General features: G+C 64.7%; 21 protein-coding genes. 4 read left to right on the forward strand and 17 right to left on the reverse strand.

Annotated features, from left to right (window positions below; genetic code table 11):
- Positions 1–6 precede the first annotated feature (6 nt).
- Both Q0P59_RS15240 and Q0P59_RS15245 read left to right on the forward strand, forming a co-directional pair.
- Entirely contained in the window at positions 7–339 is a 333-nt protein-coding gene (locus Q0P59_RS15240; RefSeq protein ID WP_295007784.1) for a c-type cytochrome, read from the forward strand.
- A gap of 281 nt (positions 340–620) precedes the next feature.
- Entirely contained in the window at positions 621–3698 is a 3078-nt protein-coding gene (locus tag Q0P59_RS15245; protein WP_295007786.1) for a PAS domain S-box protein, read from the forward strand.
- Between the two features lie 149 nt (positions 3699–3847).
- Here Q0P59_RS15245 and Q0P59_RS15250 read toward each other — a convergent pair whose 3' ends face one another.
- From Q0P59_RS15250 to pedF, 4 genes are read right to left on the reverse strand one after another with little or no spacing between them, the layout of a single operon-like run.
- Entirely contained in the window at positions 3848–4381 is a 534-nt protein-coding gene (locus tag Q0P59_RS15250) for a cytochrome b (RefSeq protein ID WP_295007788.1), read from the reverse strand.
- Positions 4378–5316 (reverse strand): beta-propeller fold lactonase family protein, encoded by a 939-nt coding sequence (locus Q0P59_RS15255; protein ID WP_295007790.1) that lies wholly within the window; start codon positions 5314–5316, stop codon positions 4378–4380. Before Q0P59_RS15255 ends, Q0P59_RS15250 begins: the two co-directional genes overlap by 4 nt.
- Positions 5317–5324: 8 nt before the next feature.
- A complete protein-coding gene (locus Q0P59_RS15260) occupies positions 5325–6173 on the reverse strand; it encodes a transporter substrate-binding domain-containing protein (RefSeq protein ID WP_295007793.1) in 849 nt (282 codons plus the stop codon).
- The gene (pedF, locus tag Q0P59_RS15265; protein WP_295007825.1) at positions 6163–6549 is read right to left on the reverse strand and encodes a cytochrome c-550 PedF; all 387 of its coding nucleotides are present in this window, start codon (positions 6547–6549) and stop codon (positions 6163–6165) included. The genes Q0P59_RS15260 and pedF overlap by 11 nt, the downstream gene beginning before the upstream one ends.
- Before the next feature lie 306 nt (positions 6550–6855).
- Between pedF and Q0P59_RS15270 the strand changes: the two genes are divergently transcribed.
- Entirely contained in the window at positions 6856–8841 is a 1986-nt protein-coding gene (locus Q0P59_RS15270) for a sigma-54-dependent Fis family transcriptional regulator (protein ID WP_295007794.1), read from the forward strand.
- A 33-nt stretch (positions 8842–8874) separates the two neighbouring features.
- Here Q0P59_RS15270 and Q0P59_RS15275 read toward each other — a convergent pair whose 3' ends face one another.
- The 8 genes from Q0P59_RS15275 to Q0P59_RS15310 form a co-directional block, all read right to left on the reverse strand.
- Positions 8875–9255 (reverse strand): SirB2 family protein, encoded by a 381-nt coding sequence (locus tag Q0P59_RS15275; protein ID WP_295007796.1) that lies wholly within the window; start codon positions 9253–9255, stop codon positions 8875–8877.
- A complete protein-coding gene (locus Q0P59_RS15280) occupies positions 9252–10553 on the reverse strand; it encodes a hypothetical protein (protein WP_295007798.1) in 1302 nt (433 codons plus the stop codon). The genes Q0P59_RS15275 and Q0P59_RS15280 overlap by 4 nt, the downstream gene beginning before the upstream one ends.
- Positions 10554–10583: 30 nt before the next feature.
- Positions 10584–10811 carry a DUF2249 domain-containing protein gene (locus Q0P59_RS15285; protein WP_150427556.1) on the reverse strand — a complete coding sequence of 76 codons (228 nt, stop codon included), beginning with the start codon at positions 10809–10811 and terminating at the stop codon, positions 10584–10586.
- Positions 10808–11254: a hemerythrin domain-containing protein gene (locus tag Q0P59_RS15290; protein WP_295007801.1), complete on the reverse strand. Its 447-nt coding sequence runs from the start codon at positions 11252–11254 to the stop codon at positions 10808–10810. The genes Q0P59_RS15285 and Q0P59_RS15290 overlap by 4 nt, the downstream gene beginning before the upstream one ends.
- An 88-nt stretch (positions 11255–11342) precedes the next feature.
- Positions 11343–12083 (reverse strand): MBL fold metallo-hydrolase, encoded by a 741-nt coding sequence (locus Q0P59_RS15295; RefSeq protein ID WP_295007803.1) that lies wholly within the window; start codon positions 12081–12083, stop codon positions 11343–11345.
- A 15-nt stretch (positions 12084–12098) separates the two neighbouring features.
- Entirely contained in the window at positions 12099–12722 is a 624-nt protein-coding gene (locus Q0P59_RS15300) for a methyl-accepting chemotaxis protein (protein WP_295007805.1), read from the reverse strand.
- Between the two features lie 80 nt (positions 12723–12802).
- Positions 12803–14551 carry an alpha/beta fold hydrolase gene (locus Q0P59_RS15305; RefSeq protein WP_295007807.1) on the reverse strand — a complete coding sequence of 583 codons (1749 nt, stop codon included), beginning with the start codon at positions 14549–14551 and terminating at the stop codon, positions 12803–12805.
- Positions 14552–14586: 35 nt separating this feature from the next.
- Positions 14587–15999 carry an MBL fold metallo-hydrolase gene (locus Q0P59_RS15310; protein ID WP_295007809.1) on the reverse strand — a complete coding sequence of 471 codons (1413 nt, stop codon included), beginning with the start codon at positions 15997–15999 and terminating at the stop codon, positions 14587–14589.
- A 151-nt stretch (positions 16000–16150) separates the two neighbouring features.
- On the opposite strand from Q0P59_RS15310, the gene Q0P59_RS15315 reads away from it, so the two are divergent.
- Positions 16151–16594, forward strand: a complete 444-nt coding sequence (locus tag Q0P59_RS15315) for a universal stress protein (protein ID WP_295007811.1) — start codon at positions 16151–16153, stop codon at positions 16592–16594.
- 38 nt (positions 16595–16632) lie between these two features.
- On the opposite strand, the gene Q0P59_RS15320 is transcribed toward Q0P59_RS15315, so the two are convergent.
- From Q0P59_RS15320 to Q0P59_RS15340, 5 genes are all read right to left on the reverse strand, one after another.
- Entirely contained in the window at positions 16633–17325 is a 693-nt protein-coding gene (locus tag Q0P59_RS15320; protein ID WP_295007813.1) for a hypothetical protein, read from the reverse strand.
- Between the two features lie 118 nt (positions 17326–17443).
- Positions 17444–18577: an ABC transporter permease gene (locus Q0P59_RS15325; RefSeq protein ID WP_295007815.1), complete on the reverse strand. Its 1134-nt coding sequence runs from the start codon at positions 18575–18577 to the stop codon at positions 17444–17446.
- Between the two features lie 2 nt (positions 18578–18579).
- Complete coding sequence (gene rbbA, locus Q0P59_RS15330) at positions 18580–21330, reverse strand: ribosome-associated ATPase/putative transporter RbbA (RefSeq protein ID WP_295007817.1); 2751 nt, start codon at positions 21328–21330, stop codon at positions 18580–18582.
- A 6-nt stretch (positions 21331–21336) separates the two neighbouring features.
- Positions 21337–22323 (reverse strand): efflux RND transporter periplasmic adaptor subunit, encoded by a 987-nt coding sequence (locus Q0P59_RS15335; protein ID WP_295007819.1) that lies wholly within the window; start codon positions 22321–22323, stop codon positions 21337–21339.
- Between the two features lie 267 nt (positions 22324–22590).
- Positions 22591–24634, reverse strand: a 2044-nt coding sequence (locus Q0P59_RS15340) for a hypothetical protein (protein ID WP_295007821.1), incomplete at its 5' end; no start/stop codon positions are given.

A 24634-nucleotide genomic window follows, 5' to 3' on the forward strand; every position in this document is an offset into this window, starting at 1 on the left:
ACATTCATGAACCATCAACTGCAAAACGCGCTGCTGCTCGGCCTTGCCGCAGCCACCGTCCTGATCGCCACGCCCTCCGCGCAGGCCTCGGAAGCCATCGTCAAGAAAGCCCGCTGCGTGGCCTGCCACGCCATCGACCAGAAGCGCGTCGGACCGGCCTACAAGGAAGTCGCCGCCAAGTACAAGGGCGACGCCAAGGCGCCGGCCATGCTTTTTGCCAAGGTCCGCGAAGGCGGCAAGGGCAACTGGGGCGAAGTGCCGATGATCCCGCACCCGGCCGACAAGATCGGCGACGACGACCTGAAGGCCGCCGTCCAGTGGATTCTCGCGCTGGACTGAGCGCAGACCGGAGAGACCACCGCACCGACGAAAACCGGTGCCCAGGGAGAACAGCACGCTCCCGATGCAGAATGGCCGCAGGCCATCGGATGTGAAACCATGAAAACCGGGCCAGGCGCCCGGTTTTTTCGTTTTGCCCCGCCGCCGCCACGCGCACAATTGATGCAGTGCCCGTATGGCTTTAGTATTAATCAATGACATACTGACAAAATACTAAAAAATGAGCATCGTCTAATAATCGGGCGAAGTGCTGGATATTCGCCCCCATAAGGAACGACACGGTGAAGCGCGCCACCTACCGGAAAGACTACCCCGCGCCGGGATTCGACTCACGTTTCCGCCGTTCGCTGTGGATCGGCATCGTGCTGATCAACGCGACGCTGCTGCTGTTCGGCATCTGGGTGCTGCGCGACCGGACGCTGGCGGCCGAAGACCAGGCCAACCGCCAGGCCGAGAACTACGCGCGCATCCTCGATGGCAGCATTACCGGCACCTTCCAGAAAATCGACCTGGCGCTGGCGACGGTCGTGGACGAGGTGGAACGCGAAGCGCGGGAAGGCGTGATCGGCAGCGAACGCCTGCATGATTTCCTCGGCGCGCAGGGCAAGCATCTGCCGGAAACGCTCGGCCTGCGGGTCAGCGACGCCGCCGGCCGGATTCGGTACGCCGCCGCCGGCCCCTCTTCCCCGACCCCGCGGGCGCCCGTGGACATCAGCGACCGCCCGCACTTCCTGAACCTCAGGGATGCCGGCCCCGGGGCCGGGCTGTTCGTCTCGGACCCGGTGCTCAGCAAGATCAGCAACCAGCTGATCATCGCCCTGGCGCGCCGCCACAACAAGCCGGACGGCTCCTTCGGCGGCATCGTCTACGCGGCCGTGCCGGTCAGCTATTTCGTCGACCGCCTGTCGCAACTCGACCTCGGGGAGCGCGGCAACTCCGGCCTGTGGACCCGCAGCACGCTGATCGCCCGTTACGCCAAGGCCGACCCCGACGGCGCCCGCTCCGGGGCGACCACCCCGTCGCAGCGCCTGGGCGAACTGCTCGCCTCCGGGATCGGCGAGGCGAAGTACCGGGCGGTTTCCGGCATCGACGGCATCGACCGCAACTACCAGTTCCGCCGGCTGGACGGCTACCCGATCTACCTGGTGATCGGCCTGGCGCGGGACGACTACATGGAAGAGATGCACCGCGAGCTGCTGACGCCGATGTCCATCGTGCTGGCGCTGATGATCGGCACGCTGCTGCTTGCCTGGCAGCTGAACCGGAGCTGGCAGCGGCAGGCGCGCACGCAAATGCGGCTATCGCAACTCAACGGCGCCCTGCGCCAACAGCACCAGGAAACCGAAGCCGCCAAGCAGCGCAGCGAACTGATCCTCGGCGCGGCCGGCGACGGCATCTGCGGCATCGACCTGGAGGGCCGGATCACCTTCATCAACCCGGCCGCCCGCAGCATGTTCGGCTGGGATGCCGACGAAGGGGTCGGCCTCTCCCTGCACGACGCGACCCATCACCACCATCCCGACGGCAGCCCCTACCCGCTCGACGACTGCCCGCTACGCGCCACGCTGAGCGACGGAACGGCGCGGACCATCGACGAGGATGTCTACTGGCGCAAGGACGGCAGCAGCTTTCCGGTCGAGTACACGGTCTCCGCATTGCGCGTCAAAGGCAGGGCCATCGGCGCGGTCAACGTGTTCCGCGACATTTCGGAACGCCTGCGCACGGAAAGGGAACTCGAGGAGCACCGCAACAATCTCGCCGCGCTGGTCAGCGCCCGCACCTCGGCCCTGCTCGACACCGAAGCCAAGGCCAGCATGATCCTCAACTCCAGCGCCGACGGGCTTTACGGCATCGACCGCGAGGGCGTCATCCGCTTCGCCAACCCGGCGGCCTGCGCCATTCTCGGCTACGCCGACCCGGCGCAGATGATCGGCCGCTCCGCCCATGCCTTGCTGCACCACAGCCATCACGACGGCAGCCACTATTCGCCCGACGACTGCCCGAGCTATCGCTCGCTGCGCACCGGCGCCGAGGTTCGCGTCACCGATGAAGTGTATTGGCGGGCCGACGGCAAACCCATACCGGTGATCTACGCCACCCACCCGATGACCAAGGATGGCGAAATCGTCGGCGCCGTCACCAGTTTCATCGACGCCAGCCAGCAGCAGGCGGCGAACGAGGCGCGGGAACGCGCGCTCCGGGCGGCCGAGCAGCTGGCCCGCACGCGCAGCGAATTCATCGCCAACATGAGCCATGAAATCCGCACCCCGCTCAACGGCGTCATGGGCTTCGCCGCCATCGGCATGCGCCACGCCGACAACTCCGCCAAAGCCAGGGATGCGTTCGCCAAGATCGACGCCTCCGGCAAACGCCTGCTCGGGGTGATCAACGACATCCTCGACTTTTCCAAGATCGAAGCCGGCAAGATGCAGGTCAGTTCGACCCCCTTCGATATCCATACCCTCGTTCGCCATACCGTCGAACTGCTCGAGGAGCGCATGCACGCCAAGGGGCTGTCGCTGCAGCTCGACCTGGCCGCCGACCTGCCCGAGGCCTGCATGGGCGACGGGATGCGCATCCGCCAGGTGCTCCTCAACGTGCTCTCGAACGCGGTCAAATTCACTGAATCCGGCAGCGTCACGCTGGGCATCGCCCGGGAAAACGGACAGCTGGTGTTCACCACCGTCGATACCGGGATCGGCATGAGCAAGGAACAGATCGCCGACCTGTTCACCCCGTTCTACCAGGCCGACTCGTCGTCCAGCCGGAAATACGGCGGCACCGGGCTGGGCCTGGTCATCAGCCAGCGCCTGCTCGACCTGATGGGGGGCGACATAACGGTCGACAGCGCCCTCGGACAAGGTACCCGCGTCGTCTTCCGCGTGCCGCTGACCCTGCCCGACAGCCCGCCCACCGACAGCCCCATGCAGACGGAAAGCGCCACGACGATCGACGCGCGGGCGCTGGCCGGGCTGTCCATCCTGGCCGTGGACGACGAATCGATCAACCGCATGGTGCTCGAGGAAATCCTCTCGGCCGCCGGCGCCCGGGTCACCCTGGCCGAAGGCGGCCAGGAAGCGGTCGACCGTGTCAGGCAGGGCGAAGGCTTCGACCTGATCCTGATGGACCTGCAGATGCCGGGACTGGGCGGCTATGAAGCGACCGAAATCATCCACCGGATCGCCCCCGGCATCCCGGTCGTCGCCCAGACCGCGCACGCCTTCGCCGCGGAGCGCGAACGCTGCCTGGCCGCCGGCATGAAGGCCCACGTCACCAAACCCTTCGACCCCGAGGCGCTGATCGACATCGTGTGTCAAACGAGCAAGCCGCAGCACCAGGGCAGCGGACACCCTGATTAGTCGAGACCCCGCTCCGCCGGCGAACCGGGCAAGCGGCACCCGAAAAAAAAGCCACCTGCACAGGTGGCTTTTTGCTGTCCGGACGATTGCGCAGCGGGATGGTTATTACTTTAGTGAGAGCAACACTGCTCCAGCATGGAGCATGCTGTTCATTTTTTGAACAACCGGCCGGGCAACATGCGGGCAATCATGCCGTCGCGCAGCAGGGCATGCTTGAGCGCCCCGGCGATGTGCAGGGCGATCAGGGCCGCCCCGCTCCACACGAACACCACGTGCAGCAGCTTGAAGGTCGCGTTCATGCCCTCATCCGGCCAACCCAGCTTGGGCACCTCGACGCCGAAGAACTTCAGCGGATATTGCGTGAAGGACGAGGCCAGGTAACCCGCCACCGGGGCGAACACCAGGAAGACATAGAGCAGGTGGTGCACCGCCGTGGCCAGCCGGGCCTCGTTGCCGACCGCCGGCGAGGGGGGCGCCGGATGCCTTGCGCGCCACAGCAGGCGCACGACGATCAGGCCCATGGCCAGCAGGCCGAGCGACTTGTGCAGGCCGTAGGCGGCGCTGCGTTCCGCCCCCTTGGGCAGGTCGACCATGGTCCACCCCAGCCAGAGCAGCCAGACGATGACGACCGCCTGCCCCCAGTGGAGCAGGATCGCCGGCAGGGTATAGCGTTGCGCGCTCATTGGATGCTCACTCCCCAGGGCAGTTCGCCGACCTCGATGTCGGCGGTTTTCTTCATCTCGGCGGTATCGATCACCGACACCGTGCCGGAACGGCCGTTGGCGACATACAACTTGCCGCCGTCAGGCGTCAGCGCCATGTTCCAGGGCCGCTTGCCGACCTCGATGCTGGCCAGCACGGCGTTGCTCGCCACGTCGATAACCATCACCGACGGATCGCGGCCATTGGAGACGAACACCCGCCGGCCGTCGGGATGGATGGCAATGCCGTTCGGATACTGCCCGGCGGCGATCTCCGCCGTCACCCGGCGCTGCCGCACGTCGATGACGTAGACCTTGCCGGCCAGCTCGCTGGCGACGTAGGCCCGGCTGCCATCGGGCAGGAAACCGATGCCGCGCGGGCGCTTGCCGACCGGGATGCTGGCCACCTGCTTGCGACCGGCGACATCAACCACATCGACCTGCTCGGCCTCCTCCGCGCTGACGTACAGCCAGCGGCCGTCGGGGCTGAACACCGCGTGCTCCGGGTTCTTGCCCTGGACCTTGATGCGGGCCGCCTGGCGGCCATCGCTGGCGCTCAGCAGGGCAACGCTGTTGTCGTCCTCGACGGCTACCGCCAGCGTTCTGCCGTCGGGCGAGAGGCTGACGCCCTCGGGCGAATCGCCGATGCGCACGGTTTTCAGCAGCTTGCCCTCGGTCGTATCGACGATCAGCAGGCTGCCCGTCTTGCCGTCGGTCAGGTACAGCCGGCCGCCCCCGGCCGCGATGCCGCGCGGCCGCTCGCCGACGGGAATGTCGCGCAGGCGCTGGTCGGTAGCGGTATCGATGACGCTGACCGTGGCCGACTTTTCGTTAGGCACATAGGCCAGCGGGCCGGCCGCGGCCGGCCCGCCGAAGGCGGCCAGCACGGCCGCGCAGAGAAGGGAAGCGAGTCGCATGGGAAGGCTCAGGCCGGTTGGTGGGAAATGCCGTGGCGCTTGAAGATCGCGGCGATGCTGCCATCGCTCTTGAGTTCGGCCAGGGCGGTGCCGATGGCTTCGGCCAGCGCCTGCTCCTCGACCTTGACGGCCATGCCCAGCGGCCAGCCGTCCATCTTCAACTCGGGCAAATGCGGCGTGTCGATGACCATCCTGGTCTGCCCCTGCAAGGCGGCCTCCAGCTCGGCGCGCTGGGCGAGCACGGCGGAAACGCGGCCGTCGGCCATGGCCTGGGCCGCTTCGGCGACGGTCTTGAAATGCACGACATTGTCGCGCAGGCGGCCGTTGAGCACCGACAGCAGGAAGGAGTCGGCCAGCGAAGTGGTCTCGACGCCGATCTTCTCGCGGGTGAACACCTCCAGCGCCACCGCCGCCGAGCCTGCCGGGGCTTTCGGAATGCGCTCCGGATTGCGCGCCAGGGCAAGGGTTTCGCGATGGTAGGCGCCGAAGATCCGCACCTTGTCGTTGGAACGTGCCAGGTATTCGTCGACCGGCACGTGCATCATCACGTCGGAAGGCTGGGCGCCGAGATAGTGCCCTTTCCAGACCATGTTGCGCAGGTCGTCGTTCATGTCCTCGTCGGCGTTGTAGCCGACCACCTCGGCGGTCACGCCCAGCTTGGCGGCAATCGCCCGGGCAATGTCGGCATCGATGCCCTTGCCCCCGGCCATCGAGTACGGCGGAAACTGGTTATAGACCGCCACCCGCAGGCGACCGCGCTGGCGCACCGAGTCCAGCGCATCCGCCGTTGCCGGCAGGCAGGCGGCCAGCGGCAGGGCGGCGCAGGCCTTCAGCCAAAGGCGGCGATCATTCTTCATGGACGGTTTCCAGCCAGGTGCGGATGGCCCACATCGCTTCCTGCGACAGGATGCCCTCGAACGGCGGCATGTAAACACGGCCGTCGCGCACCGAGCCCCTGCGGATGCGCGGCAGGAACACTTCGTCGCCCTCGTCGCCGAGCGGCAGGTAGCGCAGGTCCGGCGCGATGCCGCCGGAAATGGCGCCCAGGCCGTGGCAGCGGGCGCAGTTCTGGTTGTAGGCAGAGTCGCCGATGCGGATGGCAGTCTTGTCCTTGCGATACGGGTTGGCCGGCTGGAAGTCGGCGCCGAGGTTCTTCAGGCCGGTCGTATCGACTGCCTGCGGCACGACATCGCCGTGGGCGAACACCCCGGGTGCTGCAAGGCCGATGGACAAGGCTGCGACAAGGGCGCAGAGGGTACGGGAAGCGTGTTTCACATTGTCTCCTTGATTGAGGTCCGGTTACTGCCGTAGTGACTCCCCTTCTGCAAACCCTGTGCCAGGCACCCTGTCGCGACAGGCCAAAGCGGACAGTTCGCCCTTTTCGGGAAAATTCGGAGAAAATGCACAATCGCATGAACGTCTGGCACGCCGCTTGCTCAAAGAGGGTACGCACTGCTCGCCGCATTGCTGATAAAAAGTGCAGCTGTTACGTTTTGCAACAACACAATAAAAAAACGATCTGGAGCCTCCGGAGGAGTGATGGGACAAATTCAACTACTGCCCGACGCGCACGACCAGCGTCTGCAGCAGGCAAGGCAATTATTCTTCGACCAGGGCGACCTGCCGGACGGCCTGGTCGACCCGATGATCCTGCGCTCCTGGGAGCGCTGCCGCCGCTTCGGCCTGGGCGACGCGAACTACGCCCCGGCCATGGACGCGATGGACCGCGTGGCGCTGAAGACCGAGCAGGAGCGCAACCGCCTGCTGCTCACCCAGGGCCGCTCGATTATGGAGCATGTTTTCGAGCAGATCCGCGACTCGGGCAGCATGGTCATCCTGGCCGACTCGAACGGCCTGCTGCTGGAAACCGTCGGCGACCCGGATTTCGTCAGCCGTGCCGACCGCGTCGCGCTGCTCGCCGGCGCCTCGTGGGACGAGAACCTGCGCGGCACCAACGCCATCGGCACGGCGCTCTCCGAGGAGGCTTCGATTGCCGTGCTGGGCGGCGAACACTTCCTCGAGAACAACGGCTTCCTGACCTGCTGCGCCAGCCCGATCTTCGGACCGGACGGCCGGCTGATCGGCGTCCTCGACATTTCCGGAGACTACCGCAGCCACCAGCGGCATACCCTGGGCCTCGTCCGGCTGTCGTCGGCCATCGTCGAAAAGCGCCTGTTCGAGACGGTGCACGCCCGCGAAATACTGGTCTGCTTCCACGGCCGCGCCGACTACCTGGGCAGCCCCAAGGAAGGCATGGCCGCCGTGTCGCCGGACGGCCAGGTGCTGGCCATCAACCGCAACGGCCTCGACCTGCTCGGCATCCGCCAGGTCGACGCCGTGCGCCGCGACTTCTCGATGGTCTTCGAAAGCAACCTCGCCGCCCTCGTCGACCGCCTGCGCCACAATCCGCAGGCGAGCTGCGAAATCGGCGTCAACGGCAAATCATTCCATCTCCAGCTACGCGGGCAATTGCCGCCGCAGAGCGTGGCCGGCCGCGTCTACGACGAGCTGCCGCCGGCGCGCCCCGCCCGCCGGCCGGAGAGCGGCGCTCCCCCCAAGCTGACGCTGGACACCCTGAACACCGGCGACGTCCGTCTCCAGGCCGCCATCGACCGGGCCCGCCGCATGCTCGACCGCGACATCCCGATCCTGATCCAGGGCGAATCCGGCGCCGGCAAGGAAATGTTCGCCAAGGCCTTCCACAACAGCGGACCGCGCCGCGACGCCCCCTTCGTGGCGCTCAACTGCGCCTCCATTCCCGAGTCGCTGATCGAATCCGAACTCTTCGGCTACCAGGGCGGCGCCTTCACCGGCGCCCGCAAGGAAGGCGCGCCGGGCAAGATCCAGCAGGCCCATGGCGGCACGCTGTTCCTCGACGAAATCGGCGACATGCCGCTCAACCTGCAGGCCCGGCTGCTGCGCGTGCTGCAGGAACGCTGCGTGACGCCGCTGGGCAGCACCCGCTCGATCCAGGTCGACATCTCGCTGGTCTGCGCCACCCACCGCAAGCTGCGCGAAGAGGTCGCCCGCGGCAGCTTCCGCGAGGATCTCTACTACCGCCTCAACGGCATGAGCGTCACCCTGCCCGCCCTGCGCGAGCGCACCGACATCCGCACCATGGTCGCCAAGCTGGCCACCGCCGAAACCGCGTCGCGCAGCGCCCCGGTGCGCTTCTCGGAAGGCGCGCTCCAGGCCATCGAGGGCTATGCCTGGCCGGGCAACATCCGCCAGCTGTTCAACGTGATCCGGGTCGCCATCGCCCTGCTCGACGACGACGAAACCCTGATTACCGAAACCCACCTCCCCGAGGAACTGTTCGAGGCCTCGCCGCTCGGCCGGGGCGCCCCTCCACCGGCGCACGACCCGTGGGCCGCGGCACCGCTCGAGGGGCCGAACAGTCTCGACGCGATCAGCCGGCAGGCGGCGATGCGCGCGCTGGAAGCCGCCGGCGGCAACATCTCGTCGGCCGCGCGGCAGCTCGGCATCAGCCGCAACACGCTGTACCGCAAGCTGGGGCGGATGTAAGCGACGCGCCGCCCCGGCAACGGGGCGGCTTGCTCAAAAAACGATCAGGGGATTGCGCGACAGCGCGACGCCGACAATGTAGGCATAGGCAGCCAGCGCCAGGACGAAATAGCGCGTCCGCAGGCTGCGGGTCCGGCCGCGCCGGAGCGCCATCACGCCGAGCAGGATGTAGGCGATCAGCCCGCACAGCTTGGCCGTCAGCCAGCCGCTGACGAACGGGTACTGGCCGCTCATCCAGGCCAGGGTCAGGGCGCTGCCGAGGAGCAGCGTATCGACGACATGGGGCAGTATCCGGGCCAGGCGATGCCGGGCCAGCGGCGATTCGCGCATCATCCAGATGCCGCGCAGGCAGAAACCCAGCCCGCTGAGCACGACGCAGGTCACATGCAGGTGCTTGATCGCCAGGTAGCTCATCGCAGGGCCGCCAGCTTTTCCGCCATCTCGGCCTGCGCCCGGCGATAGCGCCGGACGGCGCCGGCCAGGTTCCAGAACAGCCAGCCGTTGGCCAGCGCAAATGCCAGGCCGGCCGGCCGCGCCAGCCAGTCCGGCACGATCACCGCCGCCAGCAGCAGGGCCAGCGCCACGCTATAGGCGACCATCTGCCGCTGGGTGTCGGTGTCCGACAGGATCTTGTTCATGGCCGGGGCAGGTATTTTGGCCTGGCCGAAATTCTGCAGGTGCAGCCAGGTCAGAAAGGCGGAAATCTTGTAGAGCATGCCGGTGATGAACGGCAGGAAACCGCCGGCGACGATCAGGATGCCGAAGCCTATCGTCCACCCGCCCAGCTCGCTGGCCGCCGGCCACAGCGAGGAGACCAGCAGCATCAGCAGGGCGAGCACGCTGGCCACCAGGCCGAGCTGCCAGTAGCGGTAGGTGGCGTCGGCCCGCGCCCGGCGCCGCTTTCCCTGCAGGCGCAGCGTCAGCACGCAGAAGGCGATGCCGATGATCGCCGCCAGCCCCTGGCTCAACTGCACCAGCCAGCCCATGTCCCCCAGCACGCCGCCGCTCCACAGCAGCAACAGCAGCAGCATGGCCACCGGGAACCACCAGCTGGGCCGCGCCGGGTAGCCCGGGGTCAGCTGGAACATCGGCACGACGACGTAGGCCATGGCGACGAGCAACACCCCGGCCCAGCCGCCCAGCCCCCAGCCGGCATGGAGGTCGGCAAGCGCGGCGAGCGGCACCGGCCAGCCATAGATCAGGGCGAAGGCCATCAACATGCCGAGCCCGACCACGGCGGCAAGCCCGACGAGCGCCAGCTTGAGGCCGCGGATGGTCGGGCTGGTCGACGGCACCCCCGCCAATGCCCGGACGCAAACCGCCAGGAAATACAGCAGGGTGCCCCCCAGCAGCAGCGCGGCGACGCCCAGCACGCCGGGGGTGGCGGCCAGGAAACCGGCGGCCAGCAGCAGCACCCCGCCACTGAGCCCGACATGGACGATGCGGGCGACGCGCAGCGGGTTCCCGAGGTTGGCGCCGGCGACCACCGGCAGGATCTGGATCAGCGCGCCCAGCATGACCTGCAGCATGAAACCCACCGTCACCAGATGGGTGGCCGCCAGGGTGCCGGGCATCCAGCGCGAGGCCATCAGCGGCGCCCCGCTCCAGGCCAGCAGCAGGCCGGCGAGAACGGCGAACAGGGGCGCAGTCAGGAAGAAGCGCAATGGCGCCGCGAAAGGCGGCGCGTTTTCAAAGGACAGCAAGGCTTGCATCGTTGCAGCGCGGCAGCAGCCGATGCCCGGTCAGCGCGAAATCAGGATTTCGAATGTGCCGTCGGGCATCAGTTCGGTTTCGTAGTCGTGGCCGTTCTGACGCAGGACCTTGTACAGCGGATGCGGCTCGCGGAAGAGCAGAAGCAGCATTTTCTCGCCGTCCTTCAGGGTATCGAGCATTTCCATGGTCGCCACGAACGGGCCGGGCGGCTCCATGTAGCGGGCATCAACGACATGCGGGGTCTTCGGGTGGCTCATTCGTCGCACAGCTCCATTTCCAGCCGTTCGAGGACGGCGGGCAATTCCGCCGAGAGATGCTGGTCGCACATCGGGTAGAGAATGTTCTCTTCCTTCATGTTGTGCTGCTGCATCATGATCAGCAAGGTTTCGGCCAGGCCGAGGTAATCGTCGGTATCGCCCGACTCGATGGCGTTCCGGGCATCGTCGAGCAAGGCGCGCATTTGCTGGTGTTCCATGCGCATCACCTGGGTCGGCCCCATGCTCATGCCGGTCTTGGCCTCGAAAGTCGGGAACAGGGTTTTCTCCTCGCATTCGAAATGCGCCAGCACCGAGGACTGGAAATGCCCGAAGGCCGCGCGGGCAGCCGCGATGTTCTGCTTGCCGATGGCCTGCTCGGCCTCGGCGAAGAAATCATCGCAACGGCGATGATCGTCGGTCATGAAACTGCGTATGGTGGTCATGTCTTTCTTCTCTCTGTGGGTTTTGTCAGTTCCATTCTCGCGGGGCGCCGGGGGAATGCTCTTTGACCACCGTCAAATCCGCAAAGATTCAGCCGTTGACGATGCCGACCTGCAGCTCGTCGAACCAGTTGATGAAGCGCTGGACATCGGCCCCCTGGTAGATTGCCCCGTGCTGCGGGCAGAGCATGTCGATGTCGAGCTGGGCGACGCGCTCGCACCAGCGGCGCTTGGCCTCGTTGGAGCCCATCCAGCGGCGATGGAAGCCTTCGGCGTGGCGGATGTGCTTGTCGAAGTTCTCGACGAACAGGCCATCCTCGCCGGGCGGCAGGAGCGCGGCGCCGACGTCGCCGGAGAACAGCACCCGGGCGATCTTGTCGTAAAGATTGAAGTTGCCCGACGAATGCAGGTAGTGCGCCGGCACCGCGCGCAGGGTCAGGCCGCTCAGGGAAATATCGGCGCCCTCGTCGGGAATGCTGGCGAAGGTATCGGCGTTGCCACCGAAATGCGGGATGAACCCGCTCCACAGCCAGCTGACGTGGCAGCGCATGCCGGGGTTGAACTCGAGCCAGAGCGCCAGCGAGGAACAGATATCCGGGTCCTGGTGCGAAGCGAAGATGCCGGCCAGCGCCGAGGGGTCGAACTCGGCCGACAGCGCGGAGAAAACGGCGGGGAATACCTCGGCGCCGCCCGGGTCGAGCAGCAACCCCTGCCCGCCATGGGTGACCAGGTATTCGTTGGTGTCGATCAGGTAATTCGGCTTTTCCGGATCGCGCACAATCGCGATCCACTTGTGATCGCCTTCCTGAAAGATCGTTTTTGTTGTTTTCACGCATCCCCCCCTGGGTTATTTCGTGGCAAAAAATGCCGAATGGCGCAGCGACTCCAGCGACGCCCGGATTTCCTCGACGACGCCGTCGAATTCGCCGGAAACCTGGGACAGCGGCACGGCAAACGACTGGCCGTAGGCGGCCTCGATCTTTGCCGACTTGGCCAGCACGCCGCCCAGCTCGACCATCCGGAAGGCTTCCTCGAGCGCCCGCTTGAGCTGCCGGCGCTGACTGGCAAGGCTCTGCGCATGCCGCTCGTTCTTGACCTCGCGCGCCGCCAGCACGGCGGCGATCTCGGGCTTGGACGACATCTCCACCGCCTGGCGCAACAAGGCGGTATGGCGGATATCCTGCAGCATGCGCGACACGTCGTCGACGCAGGCATGCACCAGCCCGGTCAGCGACGACATGCAGTCCCGCAGATCCTGCGAGAACACCCGCAGTTCGTTCGACAGTACGCCGAAGCCCCGCGCCGCCGTGCCGGCCCGCTTGGCGAGGAAAATGGCGTTGAGCGCCATGATGTTGATCTTGAAGGCGACGTTGACGACCGACTTGATTTCCTCGTTGATGCGGACAATGCGCATCAAATCCACCCCCGCCTGCGGAGTCTTGTGCGCTGCCGGGACCAGGGCCGTTGTCATGGATGCCTCACGTGGGTTTCGTCAGCCAGCAATGTACCAATTCGGGCTGGAGAGAACCAGCCCGCGGCGGCAGGCAAGCGCTACTTTTCGAAGACGTAGCTTCCCGGCGCGTTGCCCAGCGAGGGGAACTTGCGATTGGCCGCCGGGTAAGGCTCGACCAGTTCGCCGGTGCGTTCGCCCAGCCAGCTCACCCAGTCCTCCCACCACGTGCCCTCGTGCCTCTCGGCGCGCTCGAACCAGTGCTCCCAATGCTCGTTGCGCACCGGCTCGCCGATCCAGTAGGCGCGCTTGGGCGGCTTGGCCGGCGGATTGACGATGCCGAGGATGTGCCCGGACGTGGAGAGCACGAAGCGCACCGGCGCCTCGACGTTGATGTACTTGCGGATACGGTAGCACTGCTTCCACGGCGCAATGTGGTCGTCCTCCGCGGTCACCGCGTAGAGCGGCTGGACGATGCTGTCGAGGTCGATGGATTCGCCGGCGATGGTCAGCTTGTCGCGCTTGATCAGGTTGTTGTTGAGGTAGAACTCGCGCAGGTAGTAGGCATGCATGGCCTGCGGCATGCGCGTCGTGTCCATGTTCCAGAACAGCACGTCGAACGGCGGCAGCGGCTCGCCGAGCAGGTAGCTGGATTCCCAGTAATGCCAGATCAGGGAGTTGGAACGCAGCATGCGGAAGGACGAGGCCATTTCGCTGCCGTCGAGGTAGCCCTTCCTCGCCATCGACTCCTCGAGCGCGCCGATGCAGGCTTCGTCGATAAAGACGTCGATATCGCCCGGATGCGCGAAATCGGTCAGCGTCGTGAACAGCGTCCAGTGCGCGACCGGCACCTTGTCCTGGCCGAAGCGCTTGTTGGCCCAGGCCATGTAGGTGCTGACCAGCGTGCCGCCGATGCAGTAGCCGACCAGATGCACCTTGGGCTGCTTGCAGAATTCGCCGGCCACCCGCACCACCTCGTTCACGCCGTCAAGCAGGTAGTCGTCGAAGCGGACGTCGGCCATGTCGGCGCCGGGATTTTTCCAGCTCGTGATGAACACCGAGAAGCCCTGGTCGGTCAGGTGCTTGACCATGCTCTTCCTGGCCGTCAGGTCGAGGATGTAGAACTTGTTGATCCACGGCGTGATGATCACGATGGGCATCGCCCGCACCTTGGCCGTGGTCGGCTCGTAGTGGATCAGTTCGACCAGCCGGTTGCGGAAGACGACCTTGCCGGACGTGCTCCCCAGGTCCTCGCCGACCGTGAAGGCATCCGGCTCGACCATCAGGATGTTCTTGGCCTTGAGGTCGCGCTGGAAATGCTCCCAGCCCTGGCGCAGGCTCTCGCCGTTGGTTTCGACGAAGCGGCGCATGGCCACCGGGTTGAGCCAGAAGAAATTGGTCGGCGCCACCATATTCAGCCAGTTGCGCAGCCAGAAGGCGGAACGCCGGCGCTCCTTGTCGGACAGGCCCGGCGTCTCGAAGAACATGTCCTCCAGGCGGCGGGTGAAGGCGACATACCATTCCTTGACGATGTCCCAGCTGGCCGACTCGGTCCACACCGGATCGGCGAAGCGCGCGTCGTCGGCGTGGGGCTTGATCACGTCGGCCGACGGAATGCCCAGCGCCCGGCGCATGACATGCGACTGCAGCGCGAACAGGTCGCCCGACAAGGCATTGGCGGCCCGCGCCAGTTCCTGCGGATGCATCAGCCAGGCCATCTGGGCCGCCAGCATCGAGGTCGTCACCCCGTAGGGATCGATCGCCTTGCTGACCGCGTTGCCCAGCGTTTCCATCGGGCTTTCGCTGCGGATATCGACTGCGTTGTGCTTGCCATTCGAATTGCCGGACATGATGAAACCTCTTAATGACCTGATAGTCAGTTATCTTACAACGAGTAGCTGGCGCCGGATTGCGGAAGGTCAACTGCCGGCCACTTCAACTGCTCGCCTATCGCCCTGGCAAAGTTCGCCGAGGCCCCGGCCTCGCCATGCACGACAAAGGTCCGCCCCGGCGGCTTGCGGAATCCGGCCAGCCAGGCGAGCAGCGCCGCCTGGTCGGCATGCGCCGACAGGCCACCGACGGTGTAGATGCGCGCCCGGACCGGCACCTGGGCGCCGAAGATGGTCACCAGCCGGGCACCGTCGACGAGGCGACGGCCCAGCGTGCCGGCCGCCTGGAAACCGGCGATGAGCACCGCGCATTCGCTGCGCGGCAGGTTTTCACGCAGGTGGTACTTGATGCGCCCCGCCTCGCACATGCCGCTGGCCGACACGATCACCGCCCCGCTGCGGATGTCGTTGAGCGCCTTCGAATGCTCGACGTCGGCGACGAACTCGATCTTCACCTGGTCCGGATGCGCCTGCTGCCAGGCCAGCAATTCGCGCGTTTCCCGGTCGAGCAGGTCGGGATGCGCCAGGGTGATGCGCGTCGCCGAGTTGGCCATCGGCGAATCGACGTAGATCTTCAGCGGCGACAGGCGCTTGCGGCGCACCAGGTCGGTCAGCATGTAGATGATCTCCTGCGTTCGCCCGACCGCGAACGCAGGGATGATCAGGTTGCCCCTGGCCGCCCGCGTCCGTTCGATGGCGGCGACGATCTCGTCTTCCGTTTCGCTCAGCGAACGATGCAGGCGGTCGCCGTAGGTCGACTCGATCAGCAGCACGTCCGCCTCGGCCGGCGGCGGTTCGGGATCGCGCAGTACCGGCCGGCCGGACATGCCGAGATCGCCGGAGAAGACCAGCCGCCGCGGCTTGCCTTCGCCGCTGACGGTCACCTCCAATGAGGCCGAACCGAGGATATGGCCCGCGTCGCGGAAAACGACGCTGACCCGCTCGTCCGCCCTGAGCGGCCGGCCGTAGTCGACCGGCTGCAATTGCTTGAGGCAGGCCAACGCCTGGGCGACGGAATACAAGGGCGCGGGAATGCCCCGCTCGCCCTTGCCGCGCCGGTGCCGGTGGCGCAACTGCCACTCCGCTTCCTTTTCCTGGATGTGCGCGCTGTCGGGGAGCAAGACTTCGAGCAGGTCGACGGTGGCCTTGGTGGCATAGATCGGCCCGCGATAGCCGAGCATGGTCAGGCGGGGCAAAAGGCCGGAATGGTCGATGTGGGCGTGGGTCAGCAACACGAAATCGATGCCGCGCACATCGAAGCCGAAATCGAGGGCGCGCTGGTTCTTCTGGCGCGCCTCCGGACCGCCCTGGAACATGCCGCAATCGACCAGGAAGCGCACATCGCCGGTTTCGACCAGCGTGCAGGAACCGGTCACTTCGCCGGCTGCACCGAGAAATACGAGACGCATGTTTGAAATCCTCCCGACTTGGCGTAGCATGATCCTCAACAAGGCGAAATGCAACGCTGGCGGTCATTCCGGCGTTTTACCCGAAGCCCGGATTCGGTTGCCGGAGCGGGTGCCGGATTGGCTGTACACAGACCAACTCAGGAGGTAAAGCATGTTCAAGCATATCTTCGTCCCGACCGATGGATCGGAACTGTCGCGAGCCACCGCCAGGCGTGCCGTGTCGTTCGCCAAGGAAGCCGGCGCCCGGATCACGGTCTTTTTCGCCAAGCCGGAATACCCGATCGCCTACTTCGGCGAAGGCGCCCTGATCGACCCGACGACGCCGGAGAAATTCGCCCAGCTCGCCGACCAGCAGGCCAGCGAGTACCTCGGCGAGGTCGCCGCGCTGTGCGCCGAGCAAGGCGTCGAATGCGGCACGGTTTCGGCAACCAGCGACGTGCCTTACGAAGCGATCATCGAAGCCGCCGAAAAGTCGGGCTGCGACCTGATCTTCATGGCCTCCCACGGGCGCAAGGGGATCAGCGGCTTCCTGCTCGGCAGCGAAACCAACAAGGTGCTGACCCACTCCAAGGTGCCGGTTCTCGTCTATCGCTAGGCCAGTACGGCGCATCCGCCCCGGATGCGCCCGCCTTGCTAACGAACCGAACAACGCCCCTGGCCGGGCAGTATCCGGCACAGGATTTGGCCGCTGTCGGTATCGACGAAATCCACTTCGTCGAGATGGCCGACCAGGTAGCGCTTCTTCAGCGTGAAATCGACGGGACGGCTGTAGATGGCCTTCCAGAAGGTCGTGCTTTCGCTGATCACCGGATCGACCAGCGTCGCCCTGGCGCGCATGCCGACATGCCCGACCAGGCCTGACGGCACCTCGGCCAGGAACCCGGCATCGTCGTCGACCTTGCGCGGGTAAAAATCGTAGAGGTTGTCGAAGGCCAGGAAATAGTCGTAGCGCCAGCGCACCGCCATCTGCTGCGCCGTGCCGATCTTGTCCTCGCCGGCATACTCGCCGCGCTCGACCAGCACCGACTGCAGGGGCAGGAACTTGAAACGGTAGTAGTCCTCGACCTGCGGATCGGCCAGCGGCTGCCAGCTCCAGCCCTCGGCGATCTGGTTGAAGGCCATGCGATAGCGGATGTTGGCCCGCTCGCCGCTGACCTCGACCTCCAGTTCGGGGCCGCTCAGATCGACATCGACCTCGATGCGCTTCCCCGCCTGCGCGTGCATGCGCTCGCCGGGCAATTCGGCCAGGCTGACAAACTGCCGCTCAGCCGTATCGGCTGCCCGGGCAGTTCCAAAAAAGGCGGCGACCGCAGTCGCCGCAAGCATATATCTGAGGAAAAACATGTCGACTTGGACCATACCCATATGGTTGAACAAGCAGGGTCCATGTTCGGCCGATTGCCGGCTGCCGCCCATGATGCACATCAACAATTTCCGACATCGTTCAGATTTGCGTCTGGGTCACCGCCTTGCGGAAGCGGAACAGCGCGATGTTGAAGAAGACGGCGCCGACGGCGGTCATCGCCAGCAGGTCGCGCCAGACCACATCGAGCCCCGCCCCGCGATAGAGGATGCCCTGCGCCAGCCGGACGAAATACGTGGTCGGCGCGCCGAGCATGATGTTGCCGACGATGGCCGGCATGCTCTCGCGCGGCGTCACCCCGCCGGAGAGCAGCAGCAGCGGAATGATGCTCAGGATGATGAGCAGCCCCAGCTGCGGCATCGAGCGGGCCAGCGTGCCGAGGAAAATGCCGATCGACGCCGCGGCGAACAGGTAGCAGGCGGCTGCGGCAAGAAACAGCGGCACCGAGCCGGCAATCGGCACCTGCAGGACATGCTGCACCATGACGATCAGCGCGAAACTGGCGCCGAGCAGCACCGCCAGCCCGTTGGCCCAGATCTTGGCCATCATGATCTCGAAAGGCGTCAGCGGCATGACCAGCAGGTGTTCGATGGTGCCGTGCTCGCGCTCGCGGATGAAGGCAGCCCCGACCAGGATGATGGTCAGCATGGTGACGTTGTTGATCACCTCCATGACGCCCCCGAACCACACGCCGGTGAGGTTGGGATTGAAGCGCACCCGGGTGCTCAGCCTGATTGGCGTCGCCGCGCTGTCGCGCTTGCCGGTCAGGTATTCGTTCACCTCGCCGAGCGCGATGCTCTTGATGTAGGTGGCGCCGATGAAGGCCTGGCTCATGATCGTCGCGTCGATGTTGAGCTGGACATCCGGCCGGCGCCCGGCCTGCACGTCGTGCTGGAAATTGGCCGGGATGATCAGCGTGAAGTTGTAGCGGCCGGAATCCATGCCCTGGTCCAGTTCGGCCTGCGTCGCCGGCGGGGGCGGCCGGACGTCGGGGGGGTCGCCGGCGCCGACACGGCGCCGCGACAAGGGCGACTGATCCTCGTCGACCACCGCCACCGGGGCATTGCGCAACTCCTGCGAGGCGCCCGTCGCCGCCGTGTAGATGGCGCCGGTGAAGGCCCAGCAGATGAGGATCAGCAACACCTTGTCGGCCCACAGGCTCTTCAGCTCCTTGAGGCCCAGCCGGTAGATATTGGACAGCGTCGCCCAAGACATGGCTATTTCTCCTGTTTCCGCAGCAGCAGCACGGAAAGCACCGTCAGCACCGGGATGAAGCAGGCCAGCGCGAGGAACTGCGGCCACAGGTCGGCAAAGCCCAGAGCCTTGGTGAAGGTGCCGCGGCTGACGATCAGGAAATAACTGGCCGGGAAGCACTGGCCGATCCAGTAGCTCGCCCCCTCGAGCGCCGCCACCGGGGTGGTCAGGCCGGAGAAGCTGACCGTCGGCAGGATGGTCAGGATCGCCGTGCCGAACAACGCGGCGATCTGCGTGCTGGTGAAGGTCGAGATCAGCAGCCCGAAACCGGTGGTGGCGACGACATAGAGGAAGGCGCCGCAGCACAGCGCGGCCAGGCTGCCCTTGATCGGCACCTGGAACATGAGCTGCGACTGGATGACGAGCAGCGCGAAGCTGATCAGCGCCACGACGATGTAGGGCAACTGCTTGCCGAGCAGGAATTCCAGGCGCGTCACCGGCGTGACGTAGAGATTGGTGATCGAGCCGAGTTCCTTCTCGCGCACCACTCCGAGCGCCATCAGGATGGCCGGGATGAAGATGAGCAGGATGGGGATCACCGCCGGCACCATGGCGTAGATGCTCTTGAAATCCTGGTTGTAGCGGTAGCGCGAGACGATGTTGACCGGGTAGCCGGCACTCGCGCCGGTCTTGTCGCGGATGATCTGCTGCACGTAATCGAGATGCAGGCCCTGCACGTAACCGCGCACCGTCTCGCCGCGATAGGGCATGGCGCCGTCGACCCAGACGCCGACCTCCGGCCAGTGCGAACGCCGCAGGTCGCGGCCGAAATTGGCCGGAATGTCGATGGCCAGCGCCAGTTCGCCATTTTTCATGCGCCGGTCGAGATCGGCATCGTCGACGATGGGCGCTCGTTCGATGAAATAGCGCGACCCGGCGATGTTCTGGATGTAGGCCCGGCTTTCCGGCGACTGGTCGCGATCGAGCGCGGCGAAGCGCAGGCCTTCGACATCGAGCGAGATGCCGAAGCCGAGCACGAACATCAGCAGCACCGAGCCGAGCAGCGCGAAGGCCAGGCGAATCGGATCGCGGCGCAGTTCCAGCGATTCGCGGTAGGCGTAACCGAGCAGGCGGCGCAGGCTGAAGGCGCCGGGGTGCTTCGCGCCATTGCTGTGCCCGACCGGGAGCGCCGCGTTCGATTCCGGAAGAGGCTCGGCAGCGTGCGACACGCTCCCCTTGCTTACCCCCGTCGCCTCTTCCAGGTAACTGATAAAAGCCTCCTCCAGCGTCGCCTCGCCGCGTGCCGCGCACAGGCCGGCCGGCGTGTCGCTGGCCAGCACCTTGCCGGCGTGCATCAGCGAGATGCGGTCGCAGCGCTCGGCCTCGTTCATGAAATGGGTCGAAATGAAGATGGTCACGCCCTGCTGGCGCGACAATTCGACCAGCAGCGCCCAGAACTGGTCGCGCGCCACCGGATCGACGCCGGAGGTCGGCTCGTCGAGGATCAGCAGCTTCGGCTCATGAACCACGGCGACGGCCAGCGACAGGCGCTGGCGGATACCCAGCGGCAATTCCGCCGCCGGCTGGCCGGCATAGGGTTCCAGCCCGAAACGCTGCATCAGTTCGGCAATGCGCGGCCCGCGCCGCTCATCCGGCAAATGGAACAGGCGGGCGTGCAGGTCGAGGTTGGCCGCCACCGTCAGCTCGCCGTACAGCGAGAAGGATTGCGACATGTAGCCAACCTGCTTGCGCGTCTCCAGATCGCCGGCATCCACCGCCTTGCCGAACAGGCGCGCAAGGCCGGCGGTCGGCGGCAGCAGGCCGGTCAGCATCTTCATGGTCGTCGTCTTGCCGCAGCCGTTGGAGCCGAGGAAACCGAAAATCTCGCCCCTTTCGATGCGGAAACTGACGTGGTCGACCGCCGTGAAATCCCCGAACTGCTGCACCAGCCCCTGCGCCTCGATGGCCGGCAGGTCGCCGTCGGCCACCCGGGGCGGAATGACCAGCGCACGGTGCGCCTGCCGGCGCGCCTCGGGCAGCAAGCGGATGAAAGCGCCATCGAGCGTCGCCTGCCCGGTCTGCGCCCGCAGTTCGGCCGGCGTGCCGCGGCCGATCACCCGCCCGCCGTCCATCGCCGCCAGCCAGTCGAAGCGCTCTGCCTCCTCCATGTAGGCCGTTGCCACCAGCACGCTCATGCCCGGCCGGCGGGCGCGGATGCTGTCGATCAGCTCCCAGAACTGGCAGCGCGACAGCGGATCGACGCCGGTGGTCGGCTCGTCGAGAATGAGCAGGTCGGGGTCGTGGATCAGCGCGCAGCACAAGCCGAGCTTCTGCTTCATGCCGCCCGACAGCTTGGCCGCCGGGCGCTCGCGGAAAGGCGCCAGCCCCGTGCTGGCGAGCAGTTCGGCGATACGCTCGGCGCGCTCCCTTTTGCCCTGCCCGAACAGCCGGCCGAAGAAATCGACGTTCTCGAAAACCGACAGGGTCGGATACAGGTTCTTGCCCAGCCCCTGCGGCATGTAGGCGATGCGCGGCAGTGCCGAGGCGCGGAAATGCCGCTCGCCGATATCGCCGCCCAACACCTCGACCCGCCCCTGCTGGATCTGCCGCGCCCCCGACACCAGCGCCAGCAGCGACGACTTGCCCACCCCGTCTGGCCCGATCAGGCCGACCATGCAGCCGGCCGGCAAGGCGATGTCGACGGCATCCAGCGCCACGGCCGCGCCATAGCGCTGGCTGACTCCGGACAGGCGGGCGACCGGTGCACGGTCCATGGCGGATTACTTCCCCTTGATTTGCAGATTGGCCGGCCACGGCGCAGCGGCGTCGAGCCGCACGAAGCCGGCCCCCGGCATGCCGCCCTTGGCCAGGTCGCGATGCGCCGCCAGCCAGGCCGGATCGGCCTTGAGCTTGATGCGGAACATCAGCTTCTCGCGTTCGCTGCGCGTTTCCACCTCGCGCGGCGTGAATTGCGCCTTTGGCGCCACGAAACTCACGCTGGCGGGAATCGCCTCGCCCGGCAGCGCGTCGAGCACGATGCGCGCCTCGCCCCCCATCGCCACCAGCCCGGCCTTGTCGGTCGGCAGGTAGAGGGTCATGAACATGTCCGACAGATCGACCAGCGTCAGCGCCTTGCCGCCGGCCGCCAGCACCTCGCCCGCTTCGGCCAGGCGATAGAGCACGCGGCCCGAGATCGGCGACTTCAGTGAGGTATCGTTCAAGGTCGCCTGCAGGCTGTCGACCCGCGCCTGCGCCGTCGCCACCGCCGCACCGGCCTCGGCCACGCGGCTTTGCGCCTGCGCCATGCCGGCCATCGCCCCCTCCATACCGGTCTGGTCGGTATCGAGCTTGTTGCGCGAAATGAAACCGCGCCCGACCAGTTCCTCGGAACGCTTCAGCATCTTGCCGGCCAGCGCGGCATCGGCCTTCGACTTGCGCGCCCCGGCCCGCGTTTCATCGACCGTCCGCTGGGCCTGCACCACCTGCGCCTGCGCCGCCCGCAACTGGGCACGCAGATCGTCGGCATCGAGCCGCCCAACCGCCGCTCCCGCCTCGACCCAATCCCCCTCACGCGGCCCCAGCTCAGCCAGCCGCCCGGCAATCTTGGTCGCCACATCGACCTCGGTCGCCTCCAGCCGCCCGTTGCCCGAAGCAAACCCGGCCGGCAGGCCACTCGGCCGTTGCTGGTACAGATACCAGCCCCCCGCCGCAAGCAGCACGGGGACCAGAACAAGGAGCACAACCCTGGAAGAACGCGCGAAGCTCATAAGCCACCCAATCGGTTACTGACCGAACGGTCATTAGTCGATTCGATTATAGGCCGACGAGGTGAGCGGGTTTTGCCTTAGGTCAACTCGGCTGAATCGCCTCGTGGGCTTGGCGGGTGGATATCGATCTTCCGGTTATCGGCCTGAGCTGTCGTTCGAGCTATCTTTCTTGAATGACCGGAGTTATCCAATTTGCCGACGCTGACGTTAAACGTGGCGTGAATCCGAGGAGGGTATTGCAGTACATCCAGCCTCAACAGCACTAATTCATTCGAAGCTGCCTGTTTCTGATCGCTCTCGCTCCTGCTCCCACTGTTCTTCGCTTTCGATGAGTTTTGAAACGCGCACCTTCATTTCCTCTATCAACAACGTGAGTTCTTGATCGCCAGTCGGGTTGAATTCATCAAGATGTGCGAACCTTTGACGCATGATTGCTGCACGGGAACCAGACCAAGAATTGGGAGAGAAACGGTTGATTAGCGTATCGAAAACCATCTTTTTGTCTGGCGCCAGAGCCAGAAGTGTTTTAGCCGTACTTGATATACCTATGACGGCTACTTCACTAGGATTTGGTCTTTCGAATAGTTTGCAGGTCTGTGCGGCAAATACGCATCTGTCTTCAGGAGAGACTTTGCACCACTCAATCAAGGCTTCCTCTGGCACAACTCCTATTGCTGTGTCCCCATGCCTATCGAGTCGAACCGTCAGCATGCGCATAAGAGCGGTGTGCTCATCTTTGGTATAAACGGCATCCAAGGCTTCAATTGGACATTTCTTGAAAAATGGCAAGAGTACGTTACCAAGGCGACGGGGAAATATCCTCTTGCCGGCGCGTTCCTGTTGGATCAATCGATTAAGTGTCTTGGTAGCCGCCTCATGTGGCTCGCTGCTATCAAGAGAAAATTCGATCACGCGTTCAAGGTGATGCAGAAAGTTTTCGTTCGTAAGATCAATCAAACACCAATCAAGCTCACCGACGAAGTTCAAGCAATAGGCCCGCAATTCCTCTTTATATTGTTCATCTTTAGTGTCGGTGCAGTAAATCACCATATAAAGCACATCAATTGCTGCAGACAAGCCTTCGTCCGGCTTTGCAGCTAGAAGCCTCAGCAAAGCAGAAATTTGAGCAACAGTGAGAGGATCGGTTCTGCGTCCGCAACCAAGATTCGTATATCTCCAGCAAGATGCACGGCCGAGCTCTAGAGATTTGATGAGTCTCAAATAGCCCACCAGATCAAGTTCAATTGCGAATTGCAGGTTTGGAAATAGTGGCCCCCAAACTTCATCTCCAACAGCTTCATCCAGAAAAGCAGCAACTTCATCGGGCTTTGCCTGGTTCCAGCCGTTGATTAAGCCTGTGATGAATTGAAGGTCAAATCCGTCGGCTGGCGGAAGTTCGACCAATGGCTTTAGGCGATCAAGAATCTGTCGCGTAGAAACTGAAGCTAGGCCTAGGCCAACAGCGAAGCACCAAACCTTGTCGGTTGTATTCCTATTCGATATGAATAGAGAAAGGTCAGCGAGTAAATCTGTATCCTGTGCGGCAGCTTTTCCGAGCGCCTTGGCCTCTTCATGGGCTTTCACATACCAATCTGTCGGCGAGTCTTCTTCAGAATCGTCAAGATCAACGCCAAATGATCCTCTCTGGAGAACCTTGGCATGAATTTTTGCTCGCAAATCTCTAGGCGTAATCTCCTTTTCCAGCGCCTTCAACCTTTCGAGTGAATCGGGGGCTATGCGCTCTTTATCCCAATGTAGGGTGTTTCGGATACCGATCCATCCATCGGGCCACCCGTCAATTGGAGCTAACTCTCGCGCAGCGCCGATCAAGGTATCTTCCATTCTGGCATCGCCCCATAGCCCCCTGAAGGCGCTTCCCAATATGGCACGAGCATCGGAGCCTAAGGCTGTTGTAGCCTTCCCAAGGTCAATAGCGACCTTAATGAATAGCTCATACCAACCTTGAATCTCCTCCAGAGTTCGTGGAAACCATCCATATCCGCGTTTTAATGCCCCAAAGTCGAATCCGTAGTGAGATGAGAAATGATGAGATTCCAATCCTGCGCGCAGAAGATCCAAAGTCAGCTTTTGCTTGGCGTCATCTCCTGAAAAAGCTAACGTCCTAAGAAATGCAGCCCGATGCTCAGGAGGGGCAAGAGTTCCAGAGAGATGGATGTGGAACAGAGATTGAAGGATGTCACGTGTCGAGTCCGATTTGTAACCGTCGGGTTCTGCTAACGCCAATTGCAAAAGTGCCGATCCTGCCTCGTCAAACAAGTCGGACTCATAAGCTAGCGAGCGCAGTAGGCGA

It is taken from the genome of uncultured Dechloromonas sp., assembly GCF_945957265.1.
Classification (GTDB): domain Bacteria; phylum Pseudomonadota; class Gammaproteobacteria; order Burkholderiales; family Rhodocyclaceae; genus Azonexus.